The sequence below is a fragment of the Echinicola sediminis genome, from assembly GCF_054777495.1.
Genome location: NZ_BAAHAP010000078.1, coordinates 1 through 23611, shown reverse-complemented (window position 1 = coordinate 23611; position 23611 = coordinate 1). Strand labels below are relative to the sequence as shown.

Below are 23611 nucleotides of genomic sequence, written 5' to 3'. Positions count from 1 at the left end.
TTTCGTCAATATTTATTTTCTTTGGGAAAATTAAAATAAAGGTAACATAAATTCATTTTTTGTATTTCATGAATAAATGAATACATTAGTGAAATTTATTTGTTAAGTAAGATTTATTAATTATAAAATTTTATAAAACAAATTAAAGCCAGGGCAGCCGCTCGAAATTTTGTTAAAAAAAGGAATATTACAAGCACATAAAATAGAATAGGAAATTATGAACATTTCTCCAATTGACTGGGGCATTATTGCGGCCTTTTTCATCATCTCCTTATTGATAGGTTTATTTACATCGAAATCAGCCGGTAAAAGCGCAAAGGATTTCTTTCTGTCCGGGCGAAACATGCCTTGGTGGTTATTGGGTGTGTCCATGGTGGCCACCACATTTTCTGCAGATACTCCCAACTTGGTCACTGACATTGTCCGTGTAAACGGTGTTTCAGGTAACTGGGTTTGGTGGGCTTTCCTGCTAACAGGTATGCTGACCGTTTTCGTTTACGCTAAACTTTGGAGAAGATCCGAGATTACTACCGACTTGGAATTTTATGAATTGCGTTACAGTGGCAAAGCCGCAGCCTTTTTGAGAGGGTTCAGGGCCTTGTACCTGGGGGTGTTCTTTAATATTGTCATTATGGCGACCGTATCTTTAGCAGCCATAAAGATCGGCGGGGTAATGCTGGGCCTTACCCCGGTGGAGACCTTACTGATCGCCTCTATTGTAACCGTAATTTATAGCTCCCTTGGAGGACTGAAAGGGGTACTGCTGACAGACTTCTTCCAGTTCTTTATCGCGATGGCCGGTGCCATTGGTGCAGCCTTCTACATTTTGGATTTACCGGAAATTGGTTCATTGGACAATTTACTTTCGCATCCCAATGTGTCAGACAAACTGTCTTTGTTCCCTGACTTTAACGACATGAACTTAGTGATCCCACTATTGATCATGCCAATAGCCATTCAGTGGTGGGCTACTTGGTACCCTGGTGCTGAGCCAGGTGGTGGGGGTTATATCGCCCAAAGGATGCTGTCTGCAAAAGACGAAAAAAATGCCATCGGCGCTACTTTGTTCTTTAATGTGGCACACTATGCCCTTAGACCTTGGCCGTGGATCATCATTGCCTTGTCTTCCCTGATCATCTTCCCACAAATCAGCGATATGCAAGAAGCCTTCCCTCATATGCCTGCAGATAAATTGGGCAATGATCTGGCCTATTCTGCCATGTTGACCTTCTTGCCGACCGGACTGATCGGTATCGTATTGGCCTCCTTGATCGCAGCGGTGATGTCTACCTTGTCCACCCACCTGAACTGGGGATCTTCTTATGTGGTAAATGACTTTTACCTAAGGTTCGTAAAACCGGAAGCGAGTGACAAGGAACTGGTAGCCGTAGGCCGTATCTCTACGGTTGTATTAATGGGCTTGGCCGCGCTTTTGGCCCTGGCACTTTCCAATGCTTTGGAAGCATTTAATATCTTATTGCAAATCGGTGCAGGAACCGGCCTGATATTTATCCTACGTTGGTTCTGGTGGAGAATCAATGCTTATACTGAAATCTCGGCCATGATCATTTCCTTTATCGTTGCTATTTTCTTCGAGACCATTAATCCAAAATATGGATTTATTGATATCCCTGAAGGCATGGAGTACCTGAAGCTTCTTTACGGTGTGGGAATTACCACCGTCACCTGGCTTTCCGTTACGCTATTGACCAAACCAGAGAAAGACACGGTACTGCTATCCTTCTATCAAAAAGTTAAGCCAGCTGCTTACGGCTGGAGGAAATTGTTAAACAGGTATCCGGAAGTGGAAGCCGAGCAAGGGCAGTTGCCTTTTGAAATCGGCCTTATGGTTACCGGCTCTATTGCCATCTATTCAGCTTTGTTTGCGATCGGTTTTTGGATCTATGACAATACCCTGTCAGCAACCATCGCCACAGTAATCAGTGCAGCCGGCTTCATTATCCTCTTTAAAGGATGGAGCAAAATCAAACTTTTCTAACGCGAAAAGCAACCACCAACAAAAAAAGGCCATTCCAAGAATATTTGGAATGGCCTTTTTTTATTGGTTATGAAACGGTCGACAGTCCACCAGGGTCGACCGTGGACTGTCGATGTGGACTGTCATCTATACTTGCAGGTTTAGGATACAGCTTCCAGACACTATAACATTAGGCGTACAAAGCCTGGAAGGTTTACAAATCATGATCTACTGTCGAACGTGAACAGTCAACAGAGGACTTTAAAAGCACTCTTGAATTGAAGCAACAGTCTTTACTAGCCTATGGCCTCCATATTTTCACCTCGGAGGACTCCCCATAATTGCCCAAAAAGCCCAAAGCCAGGTAATCATATTGATGCAGAAGAAAATGGTCAAACATAAACGTTTCCCCATCTATGGAGGTGGCGGTATATTGCTCTTCGATCATCTCCCATTTTCCCTGTCTACTGTACCCATAAAGTACGACCGACTTCGCCAAATAGGCATTCCCAATGCTGAGCTGAAGTCCTTTTGTGGACATATGTTTCCCATCGATGACCGGCTGCAGGTTTTGAATCACCCCGGTGAGGGCTTTGCCCGGCGCTAGAACAGGCTTATTATACAGGTTTTGCATAAGTAAACCGGCCACATCTCTGTTTCCCCCCATCAAAGAACGCGCTCTAAAATACACATTGCCTTTGATCGCTTCATTCTGTCGTGCCAAGGCCACCTGATTAGGAATTTCATAGCTGTCTTTCCAGGCCTGATCCGCATCATTTCTTATCTTATAAGGCCCATTTCCTATGTAAATCTTAGTGCCTTTTGCCTTTTCCCCCCACCATTGTACCAATTTTTTATGGGCTGCCTGGGGGAAGTCCATGCTCCAGTAAATCTGTGGAACCAAATAATCCACCCAGCCATTGTTCACCCAAGAAAGCGGATCAGCATAAAGATCATCATAATTGGTTTGACCTGCTCGGGTATCAGAGCCTTGAGGATCCACAGAGGCATTTCTCCAGACCCCAAACGGGCTTACGCCAAACTGCACCCAAGGCTTTTCGGTATGCACCAGGTTGCCCACGCTTTGTATCAAAAGATCCACGTTCTTCCTTCTCCAGTCGTCCAAGGCCATACCATTTCCATACTTATTAAAAGCAGCCTGATCATCAAAATGGACATTTGCTATTTTATATGGATAGAAATAGTCATCAAAATGGATACCGTCTACCTCGTAATTTCTGACCACCTCACCGACAATATCCAGCATGTGCTTTCTTACCTCCGGCAAGCCCGGGTTATAATAGTACTTGGTGCCATATTTCACCATCCATCCGGGATGGCGAAAATAATCGTGCTCGGGACTAAGCGTTTCCCTATCCAGGTTAAACGTGGCCCTATAGGGGTTCAGCCAGGCATGAAACTCCATCCCCCGCTCATGAACGGCCTGGATCATCCAGACCAATGGATCTACTTTGGTATCTGGTGCCTTCCCTTCTTTTCCCGTCAAATACCTTGACCAGGGGGCCAAGCGGGAGGAATAAAATGCATCCCCTGCAGCCCGGACCTGCACAAAAACCGCATTGAAATTATGCTGCTTGTAAAAATCCAAAATCTGAAGAAAATCCTGCTTTTGCTTTTCAAAGCTGTCAGTACCCGAACTTGGCCAGTCTATATTTGCCACTGTGGCTATCCAGACACCGCGCATCTCCCGCTGAGGAGCTACAAACTCCGGGAAATTCTCCGATGCATGCTCCTCCACCGCATCAGGGACCTTTTCATCCGTCACGGGTTTGGACACCTCATGCTCTTGTGGCGCGGGCGGTGCCGGGGGCACAGGCTGGGGAGTTGGACTTTTCTTGCTAGCCACACAGGCGCCCAGTAGAACAAGCGCTACAAATGGCCTAATACGTCGAATCATGGGGAAATAAATATATAATTACGGTTTCTGAATTAAACACCTCGCAAAAACCAGACCTCAGTTTTTAAACTCCAGTGTGTTGATCAAATGCATCATGTCTTCTTTGATATAAGCGATCACGGGAGCCAAGGAATCATTTTTTACGGCGGTATTAAAGTACAACGCTCCTCTAAGAAAGTGCTGGGTGGAATCGGTCACGAAAAACTGAAACTGGGTAGGGACTTCCCCGCTTAATTCTGCCACCACTCCCACGTATCCCTTTGGGGTTCTTGTTACTCCCTCTTCAATGCTGTAGGCTTTCACCTGATGCTTGGCTGTGAGGTTAAAGGCATCGTCCAAATAACTCTTTAAGTTTTGCTCCTCTCCCATTATGGGCTTATAAGTGAGATGCACCTTTGCCCCCAAAGCCTGATAATTCAGATTTATCCAATACCTCTCTTCCAAATTAAATGAATCCGCCTCCACCAAACTATTTACCGAACGGTCAAATTGATACGGGTAGTCCCCTTTCAAAGGAACAAACTCCCTTGAGGGCAGGTCTATACGGTTATACCCTTTTGGCCTCGGCAAGTAAGTCTTTTCACACCCCAGCAACAGCAACAATACAATCCAACAGACAGATCCAATTTTCATAATCCCAAAGATAGAAAATAGATCAGATTCTCGGATTCTATGGATAATATTTTGTCTTATTAGTTACTTTTTGTCGCCAAACTTCACGAAATTAGGTTGTCAACCAAACCCAATGTATCATGAAAAATATTTTCAAATTATTCAGCTTGGTTTTCCTGCTGAGTACTATGTCTATGTATGCTGCACAGGCCCAAACCTCCCAGAATGAATTTATTTCCAAATGGGAAAACATGAAGGCTTACACCATAGAGATTTTGGAAGCCATGCCAGAGGACAAACTGGATTACAAGCCCACCGATGACGTACGAAGTTTCAAAGAACTGCTCCTGCATATAGCGGGAGGGAATGTAATGATGGCAAACGGATTCCTTAAAGAAGGAGATCCGGGAGTAGATTTTGAAAATCACAATATGAGCAAAGCGGAGTTAAAGGATGCCATTGCCACCTCTTTTGATTTTGTGGCCGAAACCTTTTCATCCCTATCGGAAGATGAATTGGCAGAAGAGGTAGAGGTGTTTGGCGGCAATAAAATCACCCGAAGACAAGTGGAAGGCTTGATTGACTCCCACGGCATCCACCACAGGGGTAACCTGGTGGTCTACCTAAGGATGAATGATATCACCCCACCCCAGTTCAGGGCTTGGTAATTAGCAAAGATTCCCTAATATGTTCAGTCCTGCCTCAGCCGAGGCAGGACTTTTTTATGGATATTTATATTTATTAATGGCTGTTAGCATGGCTTCAATTCTGGGGGTGAAGTAAAAATGATTGAACGTAATCATGCCATCCGCTTCAAAATTCACAATGTATTTCCGCAGAGGTCTCGGATCAGCTACATATTTTTATTCATACTTTACCCTACAAACCTAAAGGCCGCGGCGGATGGTGAACCTGTCTAGCCGCCAGGCAGAGGCAAAAACAGTAGCGAAGCGACTGATTTTAAAGCAGTTTCAGGCCATAGTAGATTTTCTATTGCATTTTTCCATCTAACTTATGTCATAATCTCAGTTCAAGTTTCAAAGACGTCATTCCGAGCTTGTCTGGAGCCAAACAGGGCTTGGTGTAGGATTGCGAGAAGGAAGCCGTGGGAATCTCACAATAAGAAGATTGCCACACCCTTTCCTCCCACACTTACCCAAACACAAAAGGGTTACCATTGACAGGGTGTTCAAGGTGGGGAGGAGTTCCCCCTTAAGGGGGTTAGGGGGGAAAGAGGGCGGACTGATATCTGTCATCCAACTCCTTTATGTTTGAGAAAATGTTGACTTCTCGCAATAACGCAGCGATCCTATTTCATTGTTTTTAAATCGAACTCGGGTTCATACCTTAGCTATTGTACGCTACTTTTTCCAAGTCTTGGAATTCGGGTTAAATCATCGAGTAAACACCTACTTTTATTCAGCAACCTGAAGATTCTTTAAAAAATTGGTCAAAGCTTCTTTACCATCCGGACTGGCGTCCCAGGTAGGGCCAAGATACAATTCGTTCCTTACCAAAAACTTGATATAGTATTTCACCACTATCCTGTCGGGCTCATCAAGGCTTCCTGGGTCCAGCCCCATACTTTCCATGAGATCCCCCTCTCTTCCTTCGACCCGCATCAATACAAACTGCACCTTGTCCTTGATCAAGGCCTCATCAGATCTGATCTCGGTCAGAAAAACGGTCTCATAAGGATAATATTGGCTAAAGATACTTTCGAGGCTGGCTCTTTCTGCCTTCTGCGCTGCCGTGATCTGATCAACAGATTTTCCAATAAGGTCATAGCGGAAACGCGTCAGCAAAGCCTCTTCTCCCGATGCACCTGAAAGGGGAATCCCTAGCTTAAACACGTCCAGGTTAAGTGGATTCTTTGCCAGAAAACGTCCCGTAAGGGACCTAACGCCAGTATCACCGTTGAGGGATCCTCCACCTACCAAGGGCGGAAGGAAAGCAGGGACATCCAACACCAGCAGATTTTTGGTCTTCACTTGTTCCCCCGCGCTCTTCAGTAAATCCTCCAGCTCTGTCAGGCTACCGGCCCTCACGGACCAATGGTCTCCAGCATGGATCATGTTCCTATTACCGCTGAATTCCATGATATTGAGGACAAATTCACCGTCACTCTTACGGCTTAGGGCCGCTATATTCCGTATCATCCGCTGTTGAAAGTGCTGCGCGTAAGCTGCCTGAATCTCCTCGGAAAGCACCACTTGCTCCAGTTCATAATAAGCTACAGGATCTCCACCTGCCGCTACCAAAGCTGGATGGAGCTGTTTGGCCACCTGCTCCCAAGCCAGAATAGGCCGGGCTGATGGTGAGCAGGAAACCAGGACGACTGTCTTGCCATCTAAAAAATTTTCAGGTAATTGGTTTTGGCCAAAAGTTTGAGCAGTCAACATAAAACTGAAAAACCAACAGGAAATATATTTCATTTGAGATTTGATCATTCCAAAAGACTAAATTAGTATTTTCACCGAATTACTTTGCTCTTATCAACCTAGAATCCCATGAAAACGACCAAAATCCTCGTTTTATTGCTTTTCATCCTCTTACCCCCATTACTTAATGCACAGGCCATTGAGCGGAAAAAGCTCATCAATGACCTCAAGTACCTGGCTTCTGATGAGCTGGCGGGAAGGGCCCCGCTTACTGAGGGCAACCTACAAGCCAGGCAATATATCCGAGACCGCTTCGAAGAGTTGGGACTGACCAGCCAATACGATGATTTCACGCAGTATTTTCACTTCAAAGCAGAAAAGGAAATAGAAAACGCGGCCAATATAATAGGATTTATCCCGGGAAAAGCTTCCAACAAGATCATCGTCATCACGGCACATTATGACCATATAGGCACCAGGGAGGGAAAAATATACAATGGAGCAGATGATAATGCCTCCGGAACGGCAGCACTCCTGGCTTTGGCTGAATACTTTTCAAAGAATGCCCCAAAGCATTCCATCATCTTTGCGGCCTTGGATGCAGAAGAGATGGGCCTACAGGGAGCTAAGGCCCTCGTCAGGGACTTTCCTTTCCCACTGGAACAGGTGCTGCTCAATATCAATATGGACATGATCAGCCGGAGCGACAAAAACGAACTTTACGCCTCCGGCACACAGCATTACCCGCAACTAAAACCTATCCTGGAAATGGCCGCAGCGGACCAAAAAGTAAGCCTCAAGTTTGGCCATGATATCCCCGGAACAGGACATGACGACTGGACCCATGCCTCTGACCATGCCGCCTTCCATGCCAAAAATATCCCTTATGTATACTTTGGGGTAGAAGACCATGAAGATTATCATAAATCAACGGACACATTTGATAAGATCAATCAGCAGTTCTATTATCATTCGGTTAATCTTGTGCTACAGTGTACCATTGAGCTAGACGAAAACATTGATTAATTTTTTTGTTAACGAAATATAGTTTAACTAATTTATGAGCGATTAAAAATAACCTAATCGCTTTTTTTATGGCCAGCAAACGCATTCTCTCCCTAGATGTCTTTAGGGGTATAACCATATTTGCCATGATTTTGGTAAACAATCCAGGATCATGGTCTTCAGCCTATTCACCCCTATTGCATGCCAAATGGCACGGCTGCACCCCTACGGACATGATTTTCCCCTTCTTTCTCTTTATTGTGGGAGTGGCTATAGAACTATCTGTGGGAGGCCAATTGAAAAAGGGGATACCACAAAGCACTGTCTTGAAAAAATCCCTGATCAGGTCACTGAAGCTCATCGGTCTCGGACTGCTCCTGACCGCTTTCCCTTATTTTGAACTGGCCAACCTGCGTTTTCCGGGGGTACTTCAACGGATAGGCATTGTATATTTCATCTCTACGATAATCTACCTTTACTTTTCCCCTAAAACGATACTTGCCACAGGTGCGGCGCTGCTTGTGGGCTACTGGGCCTCGATGACCCTGATACCTGTTCCGGGAATTGGCCCGGCCAATTTGGAACCGGGAACAAACCTGGCCGCATGGATAGACCGACAATTCCTGATGGGCCATATGTGGTCCCAAACCAAGACATGGGATCCTGAGGGCTTGTTTTCTACGCTACCCGCCATCGTGACCTGTTTGCTGGGTATCTTTTGTGGAAAAGTACTTACCCAAACACAAAACCATTTAGAAAGGTTAAAGGCCTGGTTCATTTGGGGAGTTGGGCTATTGGCCGTGGGACTGCTTTGGTCCTTGATATTCCCGATGAACAAAGCCTTGTGGACAAGTTCATTTGTGCTATATACTGCAGGCTGGGCATTTCTGGGCTTGGCGCTATGCTATTGGATACTGGATATCAAGCATTGGACAAAGTGGTCCATTCCTTTCGTAATATACGGGATGAACGCCATCACGGTCTTCTTCTTGTCCGGGATAATCGCGAAACTATTTGGCTATATCAAGGTCGACCTCAATGGGGAATCGGTCAGCTTAAAACTCTTCTTACAAGAAGTGCTTTTCAACGAATGGCTTTTACCTAAAAATGCCTCATTGGCCGGAGCCTTCCTGATGGTGATCCTCCTTTTCCTGCCCGCCTATTACCTTTGGAAAAAGAATATCATCATCAAAGTGTGATGTTTCCCGCCATTTTACCCAAGGTCTACTGTAATGTAGTTATGTTAAGCAGTTAAACAAGCAGTCTTGCCCCAAACAGGCGGGGTGAAATGGATGAACACCTAGTAAAAAGGACCGAACACACCGCTGCAATGAACGTTCTTTTGCTTTATTGTGTGAAAAGTGATTTTTTTTGAAAAAAATGCTTTTGTTTTAAAAAATACCTACATTTGCTTCCTATGGACAATAAAAGCAGGAAATATCAACTGATAAGAGAAAGGATCAACATCCTTTTGGTTGTCTTTTGCTGCTTTGTAATTGCCAATTCCCATTTTTTTGTGAGTCCCCAAACAAGCTCCATTGACAAAAAAGAGCTTATCCAGGGAGATGCCGATGGAGAGGAGCAAGAACACCAGACCTTTTTGGATGTGGCTACCGAAGCCATCGTAGTACCTTTTGCCAGCGTAGTTGCTCAAAACACCATGCAATTGATCTATGAGATTGTAGGTTTTGAAGAGCAGTTTACCAGGCCCCAGGCTACCATGTCCAGGTATCCGAGCCATTTTCTGGAAGTTCTTCTCGAACGGATCATTGCACCTAACGCACCTTAATTCACTTTTTTGTTTTCCCCAGCACATCCCCATAAGCCGATTATGGGCATCAATATCGTAATCAAGTAACTCAATTATATTTTAGTAAATCATGCAAAACAAAGGGATCATTGTGTTCTTGACAGTGATTGTTACAGCATTATGCCTGTATTATCTGTCATTTACCTACGTATCAAGCAACGTCCAGGAGGACGCGATTGCCTACGCTACAGATGCGGAAGGCAACTTAGACTTCGCAAAGAAACAAGCTTATCTTGACTCCGTATGGAGAGAACCAGTCTACAGTTTCTTAGGAGCGGATTATACTTTCAAAGAAGTAAAAGAAACCGAACTTGGTCTTGGCCTTGACCTTCAGGGCGGGATGCACGTTACCTTGGCCGTATCCCCGGTGGAGATCGTAAAGGGCTTGGCGGGCAACAGCCAAAACGAAGCATTTAATGCGGCTGTATCCGAAGCTGAGGCACTTTCCAAAACCTCCAATGACAAATTCGTTGACCTGTTTTACAGCTCTTGGAAGGAAAAATCAGGTGGTAAGCAGCTGAACAGCATCTATGCCACTGCTGCCAATAGAGGCAGGATCTCATTGGAATCTTCTGACAACGAGATCCTGGAAATCATCGATCGGGAAATCGAGAACGCCATCGAACGTTCTTTTAACATCCTTAGAACCCGTATTGACCGTTTTGGTACTTCCCAGCCCAATATCCAGCGGATCCAGGGAACCGGTAGAATCCAGATCGAACTGCCAGGTGTCGACAACCAGGAAAGGGTGAGGAACCTGCTTCAGGGCGTGGCCAAGCTGCAGTTCTGGAAAGTCGCCGAGATCAACGAATACGGCGATGTACTTCAGCGCATCAACTCTGCCCTGGTAGCAGAGGCAAAAACCCAAAAGTCCATCACCAGCCCAGAAACAGCTGAAAGAGATGGTACAGCTACTAAAGGAGACACCACCCTTACCGACCTGGAGCGTCAACTTGCTGAAGAAGGAGGAGAAACCGATTCCCTTTCTGCAGAAGTTTCCCCGCTTTTCTCCCTGCTAAAAGCCAATTACGGCCTGGTATATGAAGTAAAGGATACGGTAGCGATCAACAGGATCTTCAAGAGAGAAGACATCAAATCCCTTATTCCTAGAGACCTTACCTTTATGTGGTCAGTGAAACCACGTGAGGCCGACGGAATGGAACTGCTTGAACTGCACGGCATCGAAACCCCAAGAGGAACCGAACAGGCTCCATTAGAAGGCGATGTGATCACCGATGCCAGACAGGTATTGGATCAAAGCTCCAATCCTGCTGTCAGCATGAGTATGAATGCTGAAGGTGCCAGAAAATGGAGAAAAATGACTGCCGAAAACATTGGCAGAAGAATAGCAGTCGTATTGGACAACTATGTCTACACTGCCCCGAACATCATCGGTGAAATCCCTAGCGGACAATCTGAGATCACCGGAAACTTCACCATCGAAGAAGCGAAGGACTTGGCCAATATCCTGAAGTCAGGTACCCTCCCTGCTCCTACCAAAATCGTAGAGGAAGCCATCATCGGCCCAACCTTGGGTAAAGAAGCACAGGCTCAAGGTATCAACTCCATCATTGCCGGTCTGGGAATCGTGGTGCTGTTCATGATTGCATATTATGCCAAAGGTGGTTTTGTGGCCACTGCTGCACTGGTGTTCAACATCTTCTTCATTTTGGGTATTCTGGCCCAGCTGGGAGCAGCTTTGACCTTGCCGGGTATTGCCGGTATCGTATTGACCATCGGTATGTCCATCGATGCCAACGTATTGATTTTCGAGCGGATCAAAGAAGAACTTGCCAATGGAGCTGGGCTTATCCAGGCCATCAACAGCGGTTATAGCAAGGCCTTCAGCGCCATCCTTGACTCCAACGTTACGACATTCTTGACCGGTGCCATTCTTTACGCCTTGGGCCAAGGTCCGGTAAAAGGCTTTGCCATCGTATTGATGATCGGTATTGCTTCTTCTTTCTTCTCTGCGGTATTTATCACCAGAGTGATTGTTTATTGGCTGAGCAAGAAAGGTGACCAAAGCAAAATCTCTTTTGCGACACCATTCTCCAGAAACCTGTTCAGCAACCTGAACATCGATTTCTTGGGTAAGCGTAAGGTAGCCTATTTGATTTCTTCAGCGATCATTGTTATTGGTTTGGCTTTCGCCGCCATCAATGGCTTGAAATTCGGCGTAGACTTTACCGGTGGACGTTCTTACATTGTGGAATTCAATCAGCCGATTGTACCATCTGAACTTAAAGTGGGCTTGGACAAGGAGTTTGACGGTTCGATAGAAGCTAAAACTTATGGCGCCACTAACATCATCAAAGTAACGACTTCTTACCTGATCAATGAAGACTCTGATGAAGCGAACAGTGAAGTAGAGACAAAAGTCAAAGAGGGTATCGCCCAAGTTACCGGCTTGTCTTATATCGACGACGCTACTCAACTGGACGATAGCTCATTTGCCATCACAGGATCTTCCAAGGTAGGTGCCACAGTGGCCGACGACATCAAGAACTCTTCCATGGAAGCCATGTTCTTTGCTTTAGTTGCCATCTTCCTGTACATCTTGTTGAGATTCCGCAAGTGGCAGTATTCTTTGGCCTCCATCATTGCATTGGTTCATGATACCCTGTTCGTGGTAGCCGCTTTTGCGATTGCCAGTGCCTTTGGTGCTACTTTCGAAATTGACCAGGTGTTTATCGCAGCGGTACTGACCGTAATCGGTTACTCCATCAACGATACGGTGATCGTGTTTGACCGTATCAGGGAAAACCTTACCAACCGCGGTACCTCAAAACTGGTGAGAATGTTCAACGACGCCATCAACCAGACCATGGCCAGAACCCTTATCACTTCCGCTACCACCTTGATTGTGGTGATCGTATTGTTGATCTTCGGCGGTGAAGTATTGAGAGGCTTCTCCTTTGCCTTGTTTATCGGTGTCTTGATCGGTACTTATTCATCCATCTACATTGCAACTCCGATTGTAGTAGACCTGATGAAAAAAGAAATCGAACAGGAAAAAGAAGAAGCGAAAAAGATCGCTTAATCCATAACATACAAACTGCTAAAGCACCCTTTCTTCGGATGGGGTGCTTTTTTTTTGCCCTGAGCAAACCCGAAACACTTAGCCTGCCATGGCTGGCACTCTTTCATTGTCACTCAAAATCCCGGCTTATGCAATAGGATCGGTTATAGCCTGTCTGCAGACAAAGGCCATAGCCCTCAGACTTGGATTTCGCAGATTTTCGATAATGAAATTTCAAGAATCTATTTTCTGCGCTTATCTTCGCCATCTGCGGGCAATTATTATTGATTATGTATATCTGCAAAGACATCAGTAGCTCTAAGTTAGCAAACCATCTTTCACAGAAAAGTTTTTTTAATTCTGTGGAATCTGTGAGAAATAAATAGCTCTATATGATTTAGTATGGCTAAACTTGCTAAAACTTTCAATTACAGGTCTCCTCTGTTTAATTGATTGGAGGTAGATTATTGGCAAGGCTTTTCAAGGCTGCAAAAGGTCCCGATGGAAATCGGGACGGAAAATGGTTGACATTATGAATAGTTTTGGCGGCTAATGCTTAGAGCGACTGCTGGCAAGGCCCTGGGCTGCGCCTCCTTTGTCGTCTTGCCCGGGGTTAACCATATGGCACCCCTTCAGGGTGCTCCTGTGATTGTTTTTTTAATAATGGTTATAGCCCTGGAAGGGCAAAACATTAATAACCCTGGGTGCCAACCCAGGGCTAAAAGTGTCTAAGTTGTCCACTTTAGCTGATTTTCCTGTTAATTGTGAAAAATCTTTACCGCTAAAGCAAGGGCCTCTTTGAACATCAAGTCATTTAGATCTTCTTAATAACTTAAATTTGTCTACCCATAGCAATCCATATAGAACCATATAAATTTACTGGTATAATTCCGGATAATCGTATTAATGATTAAGTAAGGGCTATGACCTCACTGTACGGGGAGATTTTTTTAAACCCAGACCAAGCTCAATAAACAATTAACCAATCCCCTAACAACCAAGACCATAAATTACCCCGATCACGGTATTTCCCCGTGTTGCCTTTCCCCTTAACTTGCCACTATGGGATAAAGCCCCTTTTTGGCCTTTGACCAAAACCTTAGCAAAAACGATGGCATATGAGTCAACTAACCTATTTGGGAGTCATTTTCGGAAGCTTGGTGGGGAGCAGCATCTATTATTTGTACGCCCCGCGGGCATATAAGAAAGCGCACAAAGTTTTGTTGTTCACCTTGGTGTTTGTATTTCTTTTGGAAGCTGCCGGAGAATATACGGCCAGCAGGCGTATTAATAACACCCTGCTGTACAATATCTGTGGGGTGTATCTGCAATCTTTTCTGCTGGTTTTCTACTTGAAACTCCTGGAGCCCACCAAAGCGGCCCGGTCCAACATCAATCTTGCATTGGGAGGAATTGCCGCATGGGGAATATTCAACTCGATCTGGCTACAGCCCATTGACAAGGAGCTTCAGTTTTTCAGCTTGCTGCCCTTTGGACTGTTGATCATTTTTTTAGCGTGCAGGTTTTTTTATCGGGTGCTGCAACTCAGCCTCTATCCCGAGGAAAACATTTTGGCCATCCCCCACTTTTGGATAGCCGTCGGAATGGTATTTTTCTATGTGGAAGTACTGGTGCTTTTCGGCATATTCCAGTTTGTGCCCGGCCTAAATTATGAAATTGTTCGCCTGTGGGCCCAATTCAACAGACTGGTGGCCGGCTTGATGTACCTGTCCTTCGGCTTTTCATTTTACACCCCCTTTCTGTTTATGGAAAAGAAGCTTGAATGATACCATATTAGACGGCAAATTAGTATCTTTCCAGATCACCACCAATCCAATAAGATCATGGCTAAGAAGCTAACAAAAAAACAATTTGCAGCCATCCAACAAAAATACAGCAAGGAAATCCGGGAAGGGAAACCCGGTAGAGGCAGAAAACAACATGAAATAAAGGATCAAACCAAGTGGATCTGGTTTGACAGGGAAGAAATCGAAGAAGTCCTGAGCAAAGCCGACCCAAAAACAGGCGGGATAAAATTTTATTTCGGGGAATACGACGAAAGCTTTGAAAGCACCCTGGGTGAAGATTATGTAGGAAGACTGATGCTGGCCATGGTCCCTGCCAATAAAGATGAAAACGGTTCCATCATAGAAACCGAATCTTTGGAGGTTTCTGATGAGGATGAAGATGAAGACGAGGATGAAGGGGTGATCTATAATTTCGGAACAGTTTGCCCACCCCATTGTTCATAAAGATTATTTGATCTGTACCTGACCACTATCGTATTTTGTAATGGGATTTGACTTTTATTTATCTTCTGTATTTCTAGGGGTTCTTTTCAGCCTATCTGCTTTCAAATTAAAGATGGACAGCAAAGATAGAAAAGCCCATCTTTTGATCTTTATTGTTCTAAGCGGCACCTTCATCAATGAAATCCTATGTTATATCATGGCAAAAAAAGTCGGAAATAATTCCATTCTTTATAATGTTGTTGGCATTTATCTCATGACTTTCCTGTACCTGATCTATTTCCGGATGGTTTTTAGATCCCACAAAATGAAAACGTGGAGCAAGGCTGCCATAGGAATATTGCTGGGAGTGGGTATTATAAACTCCCTCTTTATTCAGCCTATTGCGACAATTTTCCAAAACTATTCCCTGATCTGCGGCAGTTTTCTGATCATTATTTTAAGCATCTTTTTCTACTATAATGTTTTTAAGCATCCTGCCTATGAGGAAGTCATCTTACTGTCTTCGCCCCATTTTTGGATCATTACCATGCTTTTTTTCTATTATGCCAGCACCCTCTTGATTTTTGCCTCATGGGCATTGATACTTCCGATTAGCCTAGAATTCACAAAACCACTGCACAGCATAAACCGCCTCTTGGCGTCCATTGCTTATATGGTCATGGGCCTGGCTTTTTATGCACCCAAAGTCTTCACAGGGAAATATTTTACCACATAAGCTCTTGCTATGTTTTCTGACCAATCCCAATTTATTTTTCTGATCATCTCCGGGGTCTTGCTCATGGTCCTGATGTGTGGCTTTATTGTCGTGATGGTATTGCTCCATCGCCAACAGCAGTTGCGCAACCGACAAAAAATGGAAATGCTGAAGACCGAATACGAACGCACCATTCTCCATGTAGAAAAGGAAATTCAGGAACAGACGCTTTCCTTTATCGGCCAGGAACTCCACGACAACCTTGGCCAGGTGCTCTCCCTTACCAAACTCACCCTCAACCAGCCCTCTCCTGAAAACTTCTCTGAAGGAAAAAGGCTGATCAACCAGGCCATCAAGGAAGTCCGATCTCTTTCCAAAAGATTGAACTTGGACTGGGTAAAGGAAGTGCAGCTGTTGGATTTTGTGAAGGGGGAACTTGAAAAAATCGAAAAATCAGGTTTCTGTAAGGTTCAGTTCGAATCCAATATAGAGACGGTTGAACTTCAGCAGGACGCAAAACTCGTCCTTATCAGGCTGACACAGGAATGCCTGAACAATATCATCAAACATGCCGAGCCCAATACCATTTCCATGGTCATCCATCTTTCGGGAGAAAACCTAAAAATGCTGATCAAAGACGATGGAAAGGGTTTTGATACGACGGACACCTCCCAAGGCATGGGGCTCCACAACCTGCAATCGCGCATCGAAACCATAGGCGGGACATTTACAATCAGTTCCATCATCAGTTTGGGCACCGAAATCCAATTTAACCTCCCCATAGCATCGCCCAAGCCTTAAAGGATTGCTTGGCAGGGGTGGCAGACGGAGATCAAACCCGAAATAACGTCCGGTCACTGTACTTTCCCGAGAAGTGATTAAAACATTTTTAGTGACTTGGCCCTAATTCCATGGCGATATCAAAATCACTAATTTTTAAGGTCAAGCATGTTTTATTCTACCAAAACTGCTTATTTTAGCATTGATTCATGCTTTTTTATCACTGACGATTTCCTTTATGATCCGTTTAGTCCTTGCCGATGACCATAAAATGTTTGCCAAGGGGATAGCCAACCTTCTTGACAAGGAGGCAGATATGCAAGTGATCGGCCTATTTACCAACGGGCGGGAACTGCTGGATTTTCTGAAAAAGCAGGAGGTTGATGTGGTATTGACGGACATGAATATGCCGGGCATGGACGGTCTGGCAGCAATTAAACAAATCAACAAGGAAAAAATCAAAACCAAAGTAATCGTGCTTTCCATGTACGATGAAGAGGAAATTTTCTTGGAGTGCAAAAAGCAGGGAGTTGATGGCTACGTCCTGAAAGATGCCGATCCTGATGAACTCATCTACACCATCCGTGAAGTCATGGAAGGCCAGCATGTCATGCATTTCCAACGGGTGCTCAAGCAGGTAGACGAAGACCAGTACTTTGATGCCTATAAGCAAAAGTTCAAATTGTCCAGAAGGGAGCTCCAAATACTCACCATGATCAAGGACGGGCACAATAACCAGGATATAGCCAGCAAACTTTTTCTAAGTATCTACACCGTAGAAACCCACAGAAGAAACATCCATAACAAGTTAGGCGTCAACACGGCTGTCGAACTGATGCGGAAAGCAATTGAAATGAAACTATAATGAGCAGAACTATAAAGACCGGACTGGTGGGCTTTGGCAGAGTGGCCGAAATCATGCATGCCCCACTTATCGAACAGCAGCCCCACTTGGACTTGGTGGCCGTAGTGGAGCGTCATCAGCAAAAATCGAAGGAGTATTATCCCAAGGTAAGCGTATACCAAAGCCTAACAGATATGCTCGCCACTGATGTGGAGCTGGTCATCATCTGTACGCCCAATGAATGGCACTTCCCGCAGGCAAAAGAAGCCTTGGAAGCGGGAAAACATGTAGTGGTAGACAAGCCCATTACCATTTCTTCCACAGAGGCCGAGGTACTCCTGGAACTGGCCAAAAGCAAAGGCCTTCTTCTTTCCTCCTTCCAGAACAGAAGATGGGATGGGGACTTTTTGACCATCCAAAAACTCCTGCATGAAAAAACCTTGGGAAGGATTGTCCATTTTGAATCCCATTTTGACCGTTTTAGGTCAGCTCCAAACGAAAACTGGCGTGAAAAAAATGTACCGGGCAGTGGGATACTCTATGACTTGGGACCTCATTTGATTGATCAGGCGCTGTTGCTCTTTGGCTGGCCAAAATGGGTATATGCGGAAATCCTGACACAACGTAGCGGAGTGGAAGCCGATGATTTTTTTGACCTCACCCTGATGTACGATGATATCAAGGTGCGCTTGACGGCCAGTATCCTGATGAATGCCAAGCTCCCCAAATTCCTGATCCTTGGAGAAAAAGGAAGTTACAGCAAATATGGCCTGGATGTACAGGAAGGTGAACTTAAAGCGGGAATCATTCCTGGAGGGGAAGGCTGGGGAGAAGAGCCGGAAGCAGCTTGGGGCGAGGTTTTTCTGGAACATGAGACCTTTCCTTACCCTACACTCAAAGGAGACTATCCTGCCTATTATGAGAACATTGCCAAGGCGATCAACGGAGAAGAAGCCCTCAAGGTAAAACCGGAAGAAGCTATCGCCACCTTAAAAATCATTGAAGCGGCCCAGAAAAGCCATAAGGAAGGTAAAAGGACTTATCTTTGATGGCCTGTTTAAGATCAAACAGGCTCCTTAAGACTTTTGCTAACAGCTGCTGGAAGAAATTGGACCGATGGAAATCTCCTCATTAAACAAATTACTGGGCAATATCGATATCTACCTGCTTGACCAGGTATTGAAAGGCAGGTTTACCAAGGACATGAGAATAATGGATGCCGGATGTGGTGAGGCCAGGAACGTGGTCTATTTCCTACAGTCGGGTTATCAGGTGTTTGGCGTCGACCAAAACCCTACGGCTATACAAATGGCCAGAGCCTATGCCAGGAGCCTACAGCCGGGTTATGATTTATTGCGGTTTCAATTGGCTCCTGTAGAGGATATGCCATTTCATAAGGGGGCTTTTCAGGCCATTATCAGTTCAGCAGTTTTACATTTCGCCAAAAATACGGCCCACTTTCATCAGATGTTTGATGAAATGATGCGCATCTTGGAACCCAATGGGTTTCTTTTTTTACGCATGACCACCGGATTTGGGGGGATAATGCCGGATTCAACAGAAATCCATGACGGTGTTTTTGCCCTGCCTGATGGTTCCAATCGTTTTTTATTGACCCCGTCCTTACTGGAGGAAATCATGAACCGTCATCACCTGCGGTATTTGGAAGACCCAAAGTCGGTATTGGTTCATGGAAAGAGGGCCATGGGAGTTTTCCTCCTGCAAAAAACAAAGTAAAAAAGCAGGCCCTACTTGTTTTCCGCATTCGGTCTTGAGATCCTAACATTTTTTCTATCTTTAGCGCCACAAAGAAAATAGCTATTTTCAGTTATGGATCTACAGTTTATCATGGAACTGGTGGGGACTTATTTCTTCGCCATATCCGGGGCTTTGGCCGTTCAGGACCAGGAACACGATGTATTTGGAGCAGGTTTTACCGGCTTTATTACGGCCATTGGCGGTGGGAGTCTCCGGGATGTACTGTTGGGCAGTTACCCCCTTGGATGGATTGAGGACATCAGTTACCTCTATGCCATTTTTGCGGGGGTATTGACGGCCATTTTCTTTTTTAAGATCATGGCCAAACTGAGGCGGACCTTGCTGCTGTTTGACTCCTTGGGAATCGGCTTGTTTACTGTTCTAGGGGTGGAGAAGGCGCTAAGCCTGGGGGTAGCACCGGAAATTGCCGCCATCATGGGGATGTTTTCCGCCATTATGGGCGGGGTGATCCGTGACACGTTGGCCAATGTCACTCCGGTACTGTTGCGTCGGGAAATCTATGCCACTGCCTGCCTTTCAGGGGCAATACTTTACCTTGTCCTACAGCAGTTGGAGGTCAGCAGAAACATCAACCTGCTGGTTTCCATGTTTCTGATCATTTCGGTCCGCTTATTGGCCGTACGATACAAACTCAGCCTTCCACAGTTGGGATGGATAAAATAAAAGGGGCAGCTCAGTGCTCTCCCGGGTAAAAAAGTGGTCTCAGGACCGGCTTCATAACTTCCCAAAAGCCTAGGGAAGGGGAGCCCAATAACCCAAGTAACTTAATAACTCATTGACCAAATATAAGCGGGTTTGATTGGCTTTGATTTTTACATGCTTTAAATTGATGTACTTTAGAAATTATCTTTAACCTATTTCAATGTATCATGACTGTTATCAATCCTTACCTTACCTTTCTTGGCAATTGCGAAGAAGCTTTTAATTTTTACAAGTCTGTTTTTGGTGGAGAATTCACCTATCTGGGTAGGTTTTCCGAAATGCCTCCACAAGAAGGGGTAACCTTGTCCGAGGAAGCGAAAAACAAAATCATGCACGTTTCGCTCCCTATAGGACCAAACACTTCCCTTATGGGCAGTGACAGTGGAGGAGACTGGGGAGCCCAGACCATTGTCGGGAATAATATTTCTGTCTCCATCACGGCGGACAGCAAAGAGCAGGCGGACAAATTTTTCAACGAGCTTTCAGCTGGTGGACAAGTGACCATGCCTATTGCCGACACTTTCTGGGGCGATTATTTTGGCATGTTGACGGACAAATTCGGCATCAATTGGATGGTGAGCTTTAACAAGAATGCCCAATAACAGAAAACTGACTCAGGGGCAGCCCCGGCAAATGGCTGCCCCTGCTTTAGTCTAACGTAACTATTAGGTAGTGGATTTACGTTAATTACAATAACTAAATCCTACGTCATGACTTTTGAAATTGATAATCAGACGGTAAAAGACCTCGAACTTTTTAGTAACCGTCCGAATACTAAAAGTATTTTCTCCCTCTTTAACTGCACCAAAACTTTCGGGGGAAAGCTCCAGCTAAAGGGTTTAATGGAAAGTCCTCTGGATGATGCTTCAGAAATCCTTAACAGGAGAGATACTATCCGTTTTTTCATGGACTTTAGCTTGCCCTTGACCATTCAGTCCAGCCAAATGGACTTTATCGATCATTATTTCAGGCTGAACAAAACGACGCTGAAACCCAATGTCATCGATGCCTATTTCCAAAAAACCTTTGTCCGCCAAAGCAACCGCAATGACCTGTACCTGATCATGATGGGAGTCGAAAAACTTGGATTTCTACTCACTGAACTTACCAAGCTTATCGAAGAAAGCCCAAAAAGCAAGGTACCTGAGCAGCTGACGGCCTATTTTTCATTGATAGAAAAATACCTTCAAAAAAAGGAAATAATTGCCTTGATAAAAGAAATTGAGTCAAGCCCACAACCTATAAAACATTACAAATACGACTGGGTTTTTAGGGACAAATACAAAGAGGAAACCCAAGAACTTGTCAATACCGTTTATGTGTTCGATGCTTTTAACGCAGTGGCACAAACGGCAAAAGAAAGGGGCTTTTGTCTGCCGGAAATCAAGGATGCGTCAATACCCGAAATAACCATCAAAGGCCTTTTTCATCCTTTTTTAAAATCGCCCACAACCAACAACATCGCCCTTCCTTCAGGTCAAAACTTTTGTTTCCTCACAGGACCAAACATGGCAGGAAAGTCTACCTTTCTGAAATCATTGGGACTGGCCATCTATTTGGCTCATCTGGGATTTCCCGTTCCCGCCAAAGCAATGAGCACATCGGTCTACAATGGACTTATTACCACCATTAATCTTCCTGATGATATGGGGCTTGGCCATAGTCATTTCTACTCAGAGGTGAGAAGAATCAAGGATGTGGCCATGAAAATCAAGGAAAAGAGCCGCGTATTTGTCATTTTTGATGAGCTTTTTAGGGGAACCAACGTAAAAGATGCCCACGATGCTTCACTTTATATCATAGAGGCTTTTTCAAAAATCGGAAAAAGCACCTTTTTCATTTCGACCCATATAACGGAGATTGCTGATAAACTCAGAGATTGGCCGAATATAAAATTCCAGTACTTTGATGCAAAACTCAAGGGAAACGAGCTAATTTACAGCTATCAACTCAAACAGGGGGTGTCGCATGAGCGGTTGGGAATGCATATCCTCGCAAAGGAAAATATCCCTGACATCCTGAAAACCATCAATGAAGGCACAAAATGAACCTGATCATCAGACAAGAAACAACAATGGACCATGCTGAGGTGTTCGGTGTGGTTCAGAGGGCTTTTGAAACAGAACCCTTCAGCGATCACCAAGAGCAGTTCTTGGTGGAAAGACTGAGAAAATCCGATTCCTTTGTTCCCGAACTATCTCTAGTAGCTGATTTGGACGGGCAAATTGTGGCTTATCTCCTGCTCAGCAAAATTCAGATCAAAAGTGATCATGACTACCACGAAGCCTTGGCCCTTGCTCCGGTAGCCGTGCTCCCCGCTTATCAAAGAAAGGGGATCGGAGCCCAACTCATTCACCGGGCACATGAAATTGCCAGGGACATGGGCTTTTCAGGAGTAGTACTGCTCGGCCACGCTGATTACTATCCCAGGTTTGGTTACTTTTCCTCCAAAACATTTGGCATAAAGCTGCCCTTCGATGTTCCTGATGAAAACTGCTTAGCCAAAGAACTCTATCCGGGTGCTTTCGACTCCATTTCCGGAACGGTGGAGTATCCTAAAGCATTTTTTGAGTCATAAAGGGAGAAAGAGGAGGATTGCCCTGGAACTGACTTTAGCCTTCCTAAATAGCTCAAAGCTGCCATTGCCGCTGCCCTACCCAGTTTAAAAAACTCACTTTTAACCACTTAACCAGTAGCCTTTATAATAAAGTTTGGTTATTTTTATATAAGCCAATACCCTCTTTTATGCCACTTTTTATGGACTTTCATCAATTGGGCACTATAACCATTGAGGAAGTAAAGACAGTCCATTTTGCTGACCCGTCCATACAGGAAAAGTATGGTGTTAAGTACCATCAATTCTGGGTCAATGAAAAAACGGGGCTGGTCTTCTGCCTTATGGAAGGTCCCGACCTGGCCACTTGTGAACTGGTTCATAAGCTGGCCTACGGGAATATTGCCTGTACCATCACAGAAGTCGAACCGGCACTGTATAGGACGTTGCTGGACCAGTCCCCTTTGTCGGTAAAAACTGCTGAAGCTACTGGTCAACAAATTGATCTTGGATACCGCTATGTACTGGCAATTTCTCTCTGCATAGGTTGTCCAAACGACCTTTCAACCATCCAGGAACCTAACATCCCTCCTTATTGGTCCAGAAAATTAATAGCGGATAATTTTCATGCCTTCCGCGGGCAATCGGTCAACTTGCCGGAAGACGGTAGCATATTGGCTATCTTTAATAAAGGAACCGATGCAGTCAACTGTGCCTTATCCATTCACAAACAGCTCGGAAAAAAAAGGGGGCGAAGCCCCGCGCTTATCAGTACAATAGGCCTCAGTGCATCAAAATTTTCCTCCAAAGAAAAGCCGCTAATGCATGCTGCCATGAAGCTTGCCCAGCGGCTCAGTAATACCTGCCCCAACAACCACATCCTTGTGGCCCATTCCGTCAAAAAACTCTGTAGCGAACTGCTAGAACTTCATTTGCCTTTTATAAAATACGCCAATCCCTGCGACGAACGGTTTATATCTGACATCTTTACCATTACCGAAGACCATCTTTCGGACAATCAATTCAGCATCCCCAACCTTTGCCGCTTTATAGGGATGAGCCGGCCTCAGCTTTACAGAAAGATCACCCAGATAAGTGGGCGGTCACCCCTTTGTTTTTTGCGGGACATCAGACTGGAAAAGGCACGCAGCTTATTGATCCAAAAAACAGGAAATATCGCCGAGATCGCCAATGCAGTAGGCTATAGCAACCCCTCCTATTTTTCCCGTTGCTTTGCGGACAAATTCGGCATCAACCCTTCTTTGCTTAACCATGGCCCC

At 44.9% G+C, this 23611-nt stretch carries 21 protein-coding genes; 18 read left to right on the top strand and 3 right to left on the bottom strand.

Annotated features, from left to right (window positions below; genetic code table 11):
• Nucleotides 1–217 precede the first annotated feature (217 nt).
• Nucleotides 218–1999, top strand: coding sequence for a sodium:solute symporter family protein (locus ACYVAA_RS17230; protein WP_460544060.1), 1782 nt, complete (start codon nucleotides 218–220; stop codon nucleotides 1997–1999).
• A 280-nt stretch (nucleotides 2000–2279) separates the two neighbouring features.
• Here ACYVAA_RS17230 and ACYVAA_RS17225 read toward each other — a convergent pair whose 3' ends face one another.
• Together ACYVAA_RS17225 and gldD are read right to left on the bottom strand one after the other, a co-directional pair.
• Nucleotides 2280–3896, bottom strand: coding sequence for a glycoside hydrolase family 10 protein (locus ACYVAA_RS17225; RefSeq protein ID WP_460544058.1), 1617 nt, complete (start codon nucleotides 3894–3896; stop codon nucleotides 2280–2282).
• A gap of 57 nt (nucleotides 3897–3953) precedes the next feature.
• Nucleotides 3954–4529 (bottom strand): gliding motility lipoprotein GldD, encoded by a 576-nt coding sequence (gldD, locus tag ACYVAA_RS17220; RefSeq protein ID WP_460544056.1) that lies wholly within the window; start codon nucleotides 4527–4529, stop codon nucleotides 3954–3956.
• A 119-nt stretch (nucleotides 4530–4648) separates the two neighbouring features.
• On the opposite strand from gldD, the gene ACYVAA_RS17215 reads away from it, so the two are divergent.
• A complete protein-coding gene (locus tag ACYVAA_RS17215) occupies nucleotides 4649–5176 on the top strand; it encodes a DinB family protein (protein ID WP_460544054.1) in 528 nt (175 codons plus the stop codon).
• A 747-nt stretch (nucleotides 5177–5923) separates the two neighbouring features.
• Here the strand turns inward: ACYVAA_RS17215 and ACYVAA_RS17210 are convergent.
• Nucleotides 5924–6943, bottom strand: a complete 1020-nt coding sequence (locus ACYVAA_RS17210) for an NTPase (RefSeq protein ID WP_460544052.1) — start codon at nucleotides 6941–6943, stop codon at nucleotides 5924–5926.
• 75 nt (nucleotides 6944–7018) lie between these two features.
• Between ACYVAA_RS17210 and ACYVAA_RS17205 the strand changes: the two genes are divergently transcribed.
• The 16 genes from ACYVAA_RS17205 to ACYVAA_RS17130 form a co-directional block, all read left to right on the top strand.
• Nucleotides 7019–7915: a zinc-binding metallopeptidase family protein gene (locus tag ACYVAA_RS17205; RefSeq protein ID WP_460544050.1), complete on the top strand. Its 897-nt coding sequence runs from the start codon at nucleotides 7019–7021 to the stop codon at nucleotides 7913–7915.
• A gap of 68 nt (nucleotides 7916–7983) precedes the next feature.
• Nucleotides 7984–9093: an acyltransferase family protein gene (locus ACYVAA_RS17200; RefSeq protein ID WP_460544048.1), complete on the top strand. Its 1110-nt coding sequence runs from the start codon at nucleotides 7984–7986 to the stop codon at nucleotides 9091–9093.
• Nucleotides 9094–9311: 218 nt separating this feature from the next.
• Nucleotides 9312–9683: a hypothetical protein gene (locus tag ACYVAA_RS17195; RefSeq protein ID WP_460544046.1), complete on the top strand. Its 372-nt coding sequence runs from the start codon at nucleotides 9312–9314 to the stop codon at nucleotides 9681–9683.
• Between the two features lie 91 nt (nucleotides 9684–9774).
• Nucleotides 9775–12747 carry a protein translocase subunit SecD/SecF gene (gene secDF / locus ACYVAA_RS17190; protein ID WP_460544044.1) on the top strand — a complete coding sequence of 991 codons (2973 nt, stop codon included), beginning with the start codon at nucleotides 9775–9777 and terminating at the stop codon, nucleotides 12745–12747.
• A 1097-nt stretch (nucleotides 12748–13844) separates the two neighbouring features.
• Nucleotides 13845–14513 carry a hypothetical protein gene (locus ACYVAA_RS17185; protein ID WP_460544042.1) on the top strand — a complete coding sequence of 223 codons (669 nt, stop codon included), beginning with the start codon at nucleotides 13845–13847 and terminating at the stop codon, nucleotides 14511–14513.
• Between the two features lie 57 nt (nucleotides 14514–14570).
• Nucleotides 14571–14978, top strand: a complete 408-nt coding sequence (locus ACYVAA_RS17180) for a hypothetical protein (RefSeq protein ID WP_460544041.1) — start codon at nucleotides 14571–14573, stop codon at nucleotides 14976–14978.
• Nucleotides 14979–15090: 112 nt separating this feature from the next.
• Nucleotides 15091–15693 carry a hypothetical protein gene (locus tag ACYVAA_RS17175; RefSeq protein WP_460544039.1) on the top strand — a complete coding sequence of 201 codons (603 nt, stop codon included), beginning with the start codon at nucleotides 15091–15093 and terminating at the stop codon, nucleotides 15691–15693.
• 9 nt (nucleotides 15694–15702) lie between these two features.
• The gene (locus tag ACYVAA_RS17170; RefSeq protein ID WP_460544037.1) at nucleotides 15703–16473 is read left to right on the top strand and encodes a sensor histidine kinase; all 771 of its coding nucleotides are present in this window, start codon (nucleotides 15703–15705) and stop codon (nucleotides 16471–16473) included.
• Between the two features lie 217 nt (nucleotides 16474–16690).
• A complete protein-coding gene (locus ACYVAA_RS17165) occupies nucleotides 16691–17317 on the top strand; it encodes a response regulator (protein ID WP_460544035.1) in 627 nt (208 codons plus the stop codon).
• Complete coding sequence (locus tag ACYVAA_RS17160) at nucleotides 17317–18345, top strand: oxidoreductase (protein WP_460544033.1); 1029 nt, start codon at nucleotides 17317–17319, stop codon at nucleotides 18343–18345. Before ACYVAA_RS17165 ends, ACYVAA_RS17160 begins: the two co-directional genes overlap by 1 nt.
• A 67-nt stretch (nucleotides 18346–18412) precedes the next feature.
• Nucleotides 18413–19033 carry a class I SAM-dependent methyltransferase gene (locus ACYVAA_RS17155; protein WP_460544031.1) on the top strand — a complete coding sequence of 207 codons (621 nt, stop codon included), beginning with the start codon at nucleotides 18413–18415 and terminating at the stop codon, nucleotides 19031–19033.
• Between the two features lie 93 nt (nucleotides 19034–19126).
• Nucleotides 19127–19738, top strand: a complete 612-nt coding sequence (locus tag ACYVAA_RS17150; RefSeq protein ID WP_460544029.1) for a trimeric intracellular cation channel family protein — start codon at nucleotides 19127–19129, stop codon at nucleotides 19736–19738.
• A 206-nt stretch (nucleotides 19739–19944) separates the two neighbouring features.
• Nucleotides 19945–20379 (top strand): VOC family protein, encoded by a 435-nt coding sequence (locus ACYVAA_RS17145; RefSeq protein WP_460544027.1) that lies wholly within the window; start codon nucleotides 19945–19947, stop codon nucleotides 20377–20379.
• 108 nt (nucleotides 20380–20487) lie between these two features.
• Complete coding sequence (locus tag ACYVAA_RS17140) at nucleotides 20488–21825, top strand: MutS-related protein (protein ID WP_460544025.1); 1338 nt, start codon at nucleotides 20488–20490, stop codon at nucleotides 21823–21825.
• Entirely contained in the window at nucleotides 21822–22355 is a 534-nt protein-coding gene (locus tag ACYVAA_RS17135; protein WP_460544022.1) for a GNAT family N-acetyltransferase, read from the top strand. The genes ACYVAA_RS17140 and ACYVAA_RS17135 overlap by 4 nt, the downstream gene beginning before the upstream one ends.
• Before the next feature lie 179 nt (nucleotides 22356–22534).
• The coding region (locus ACYVAA_RS17130; RefSeq protein WP_460544020.1) for a nickel-binding protein at nucleotides 22535–23611 on the top strand (1077 nt) is incomplete at its 3' end.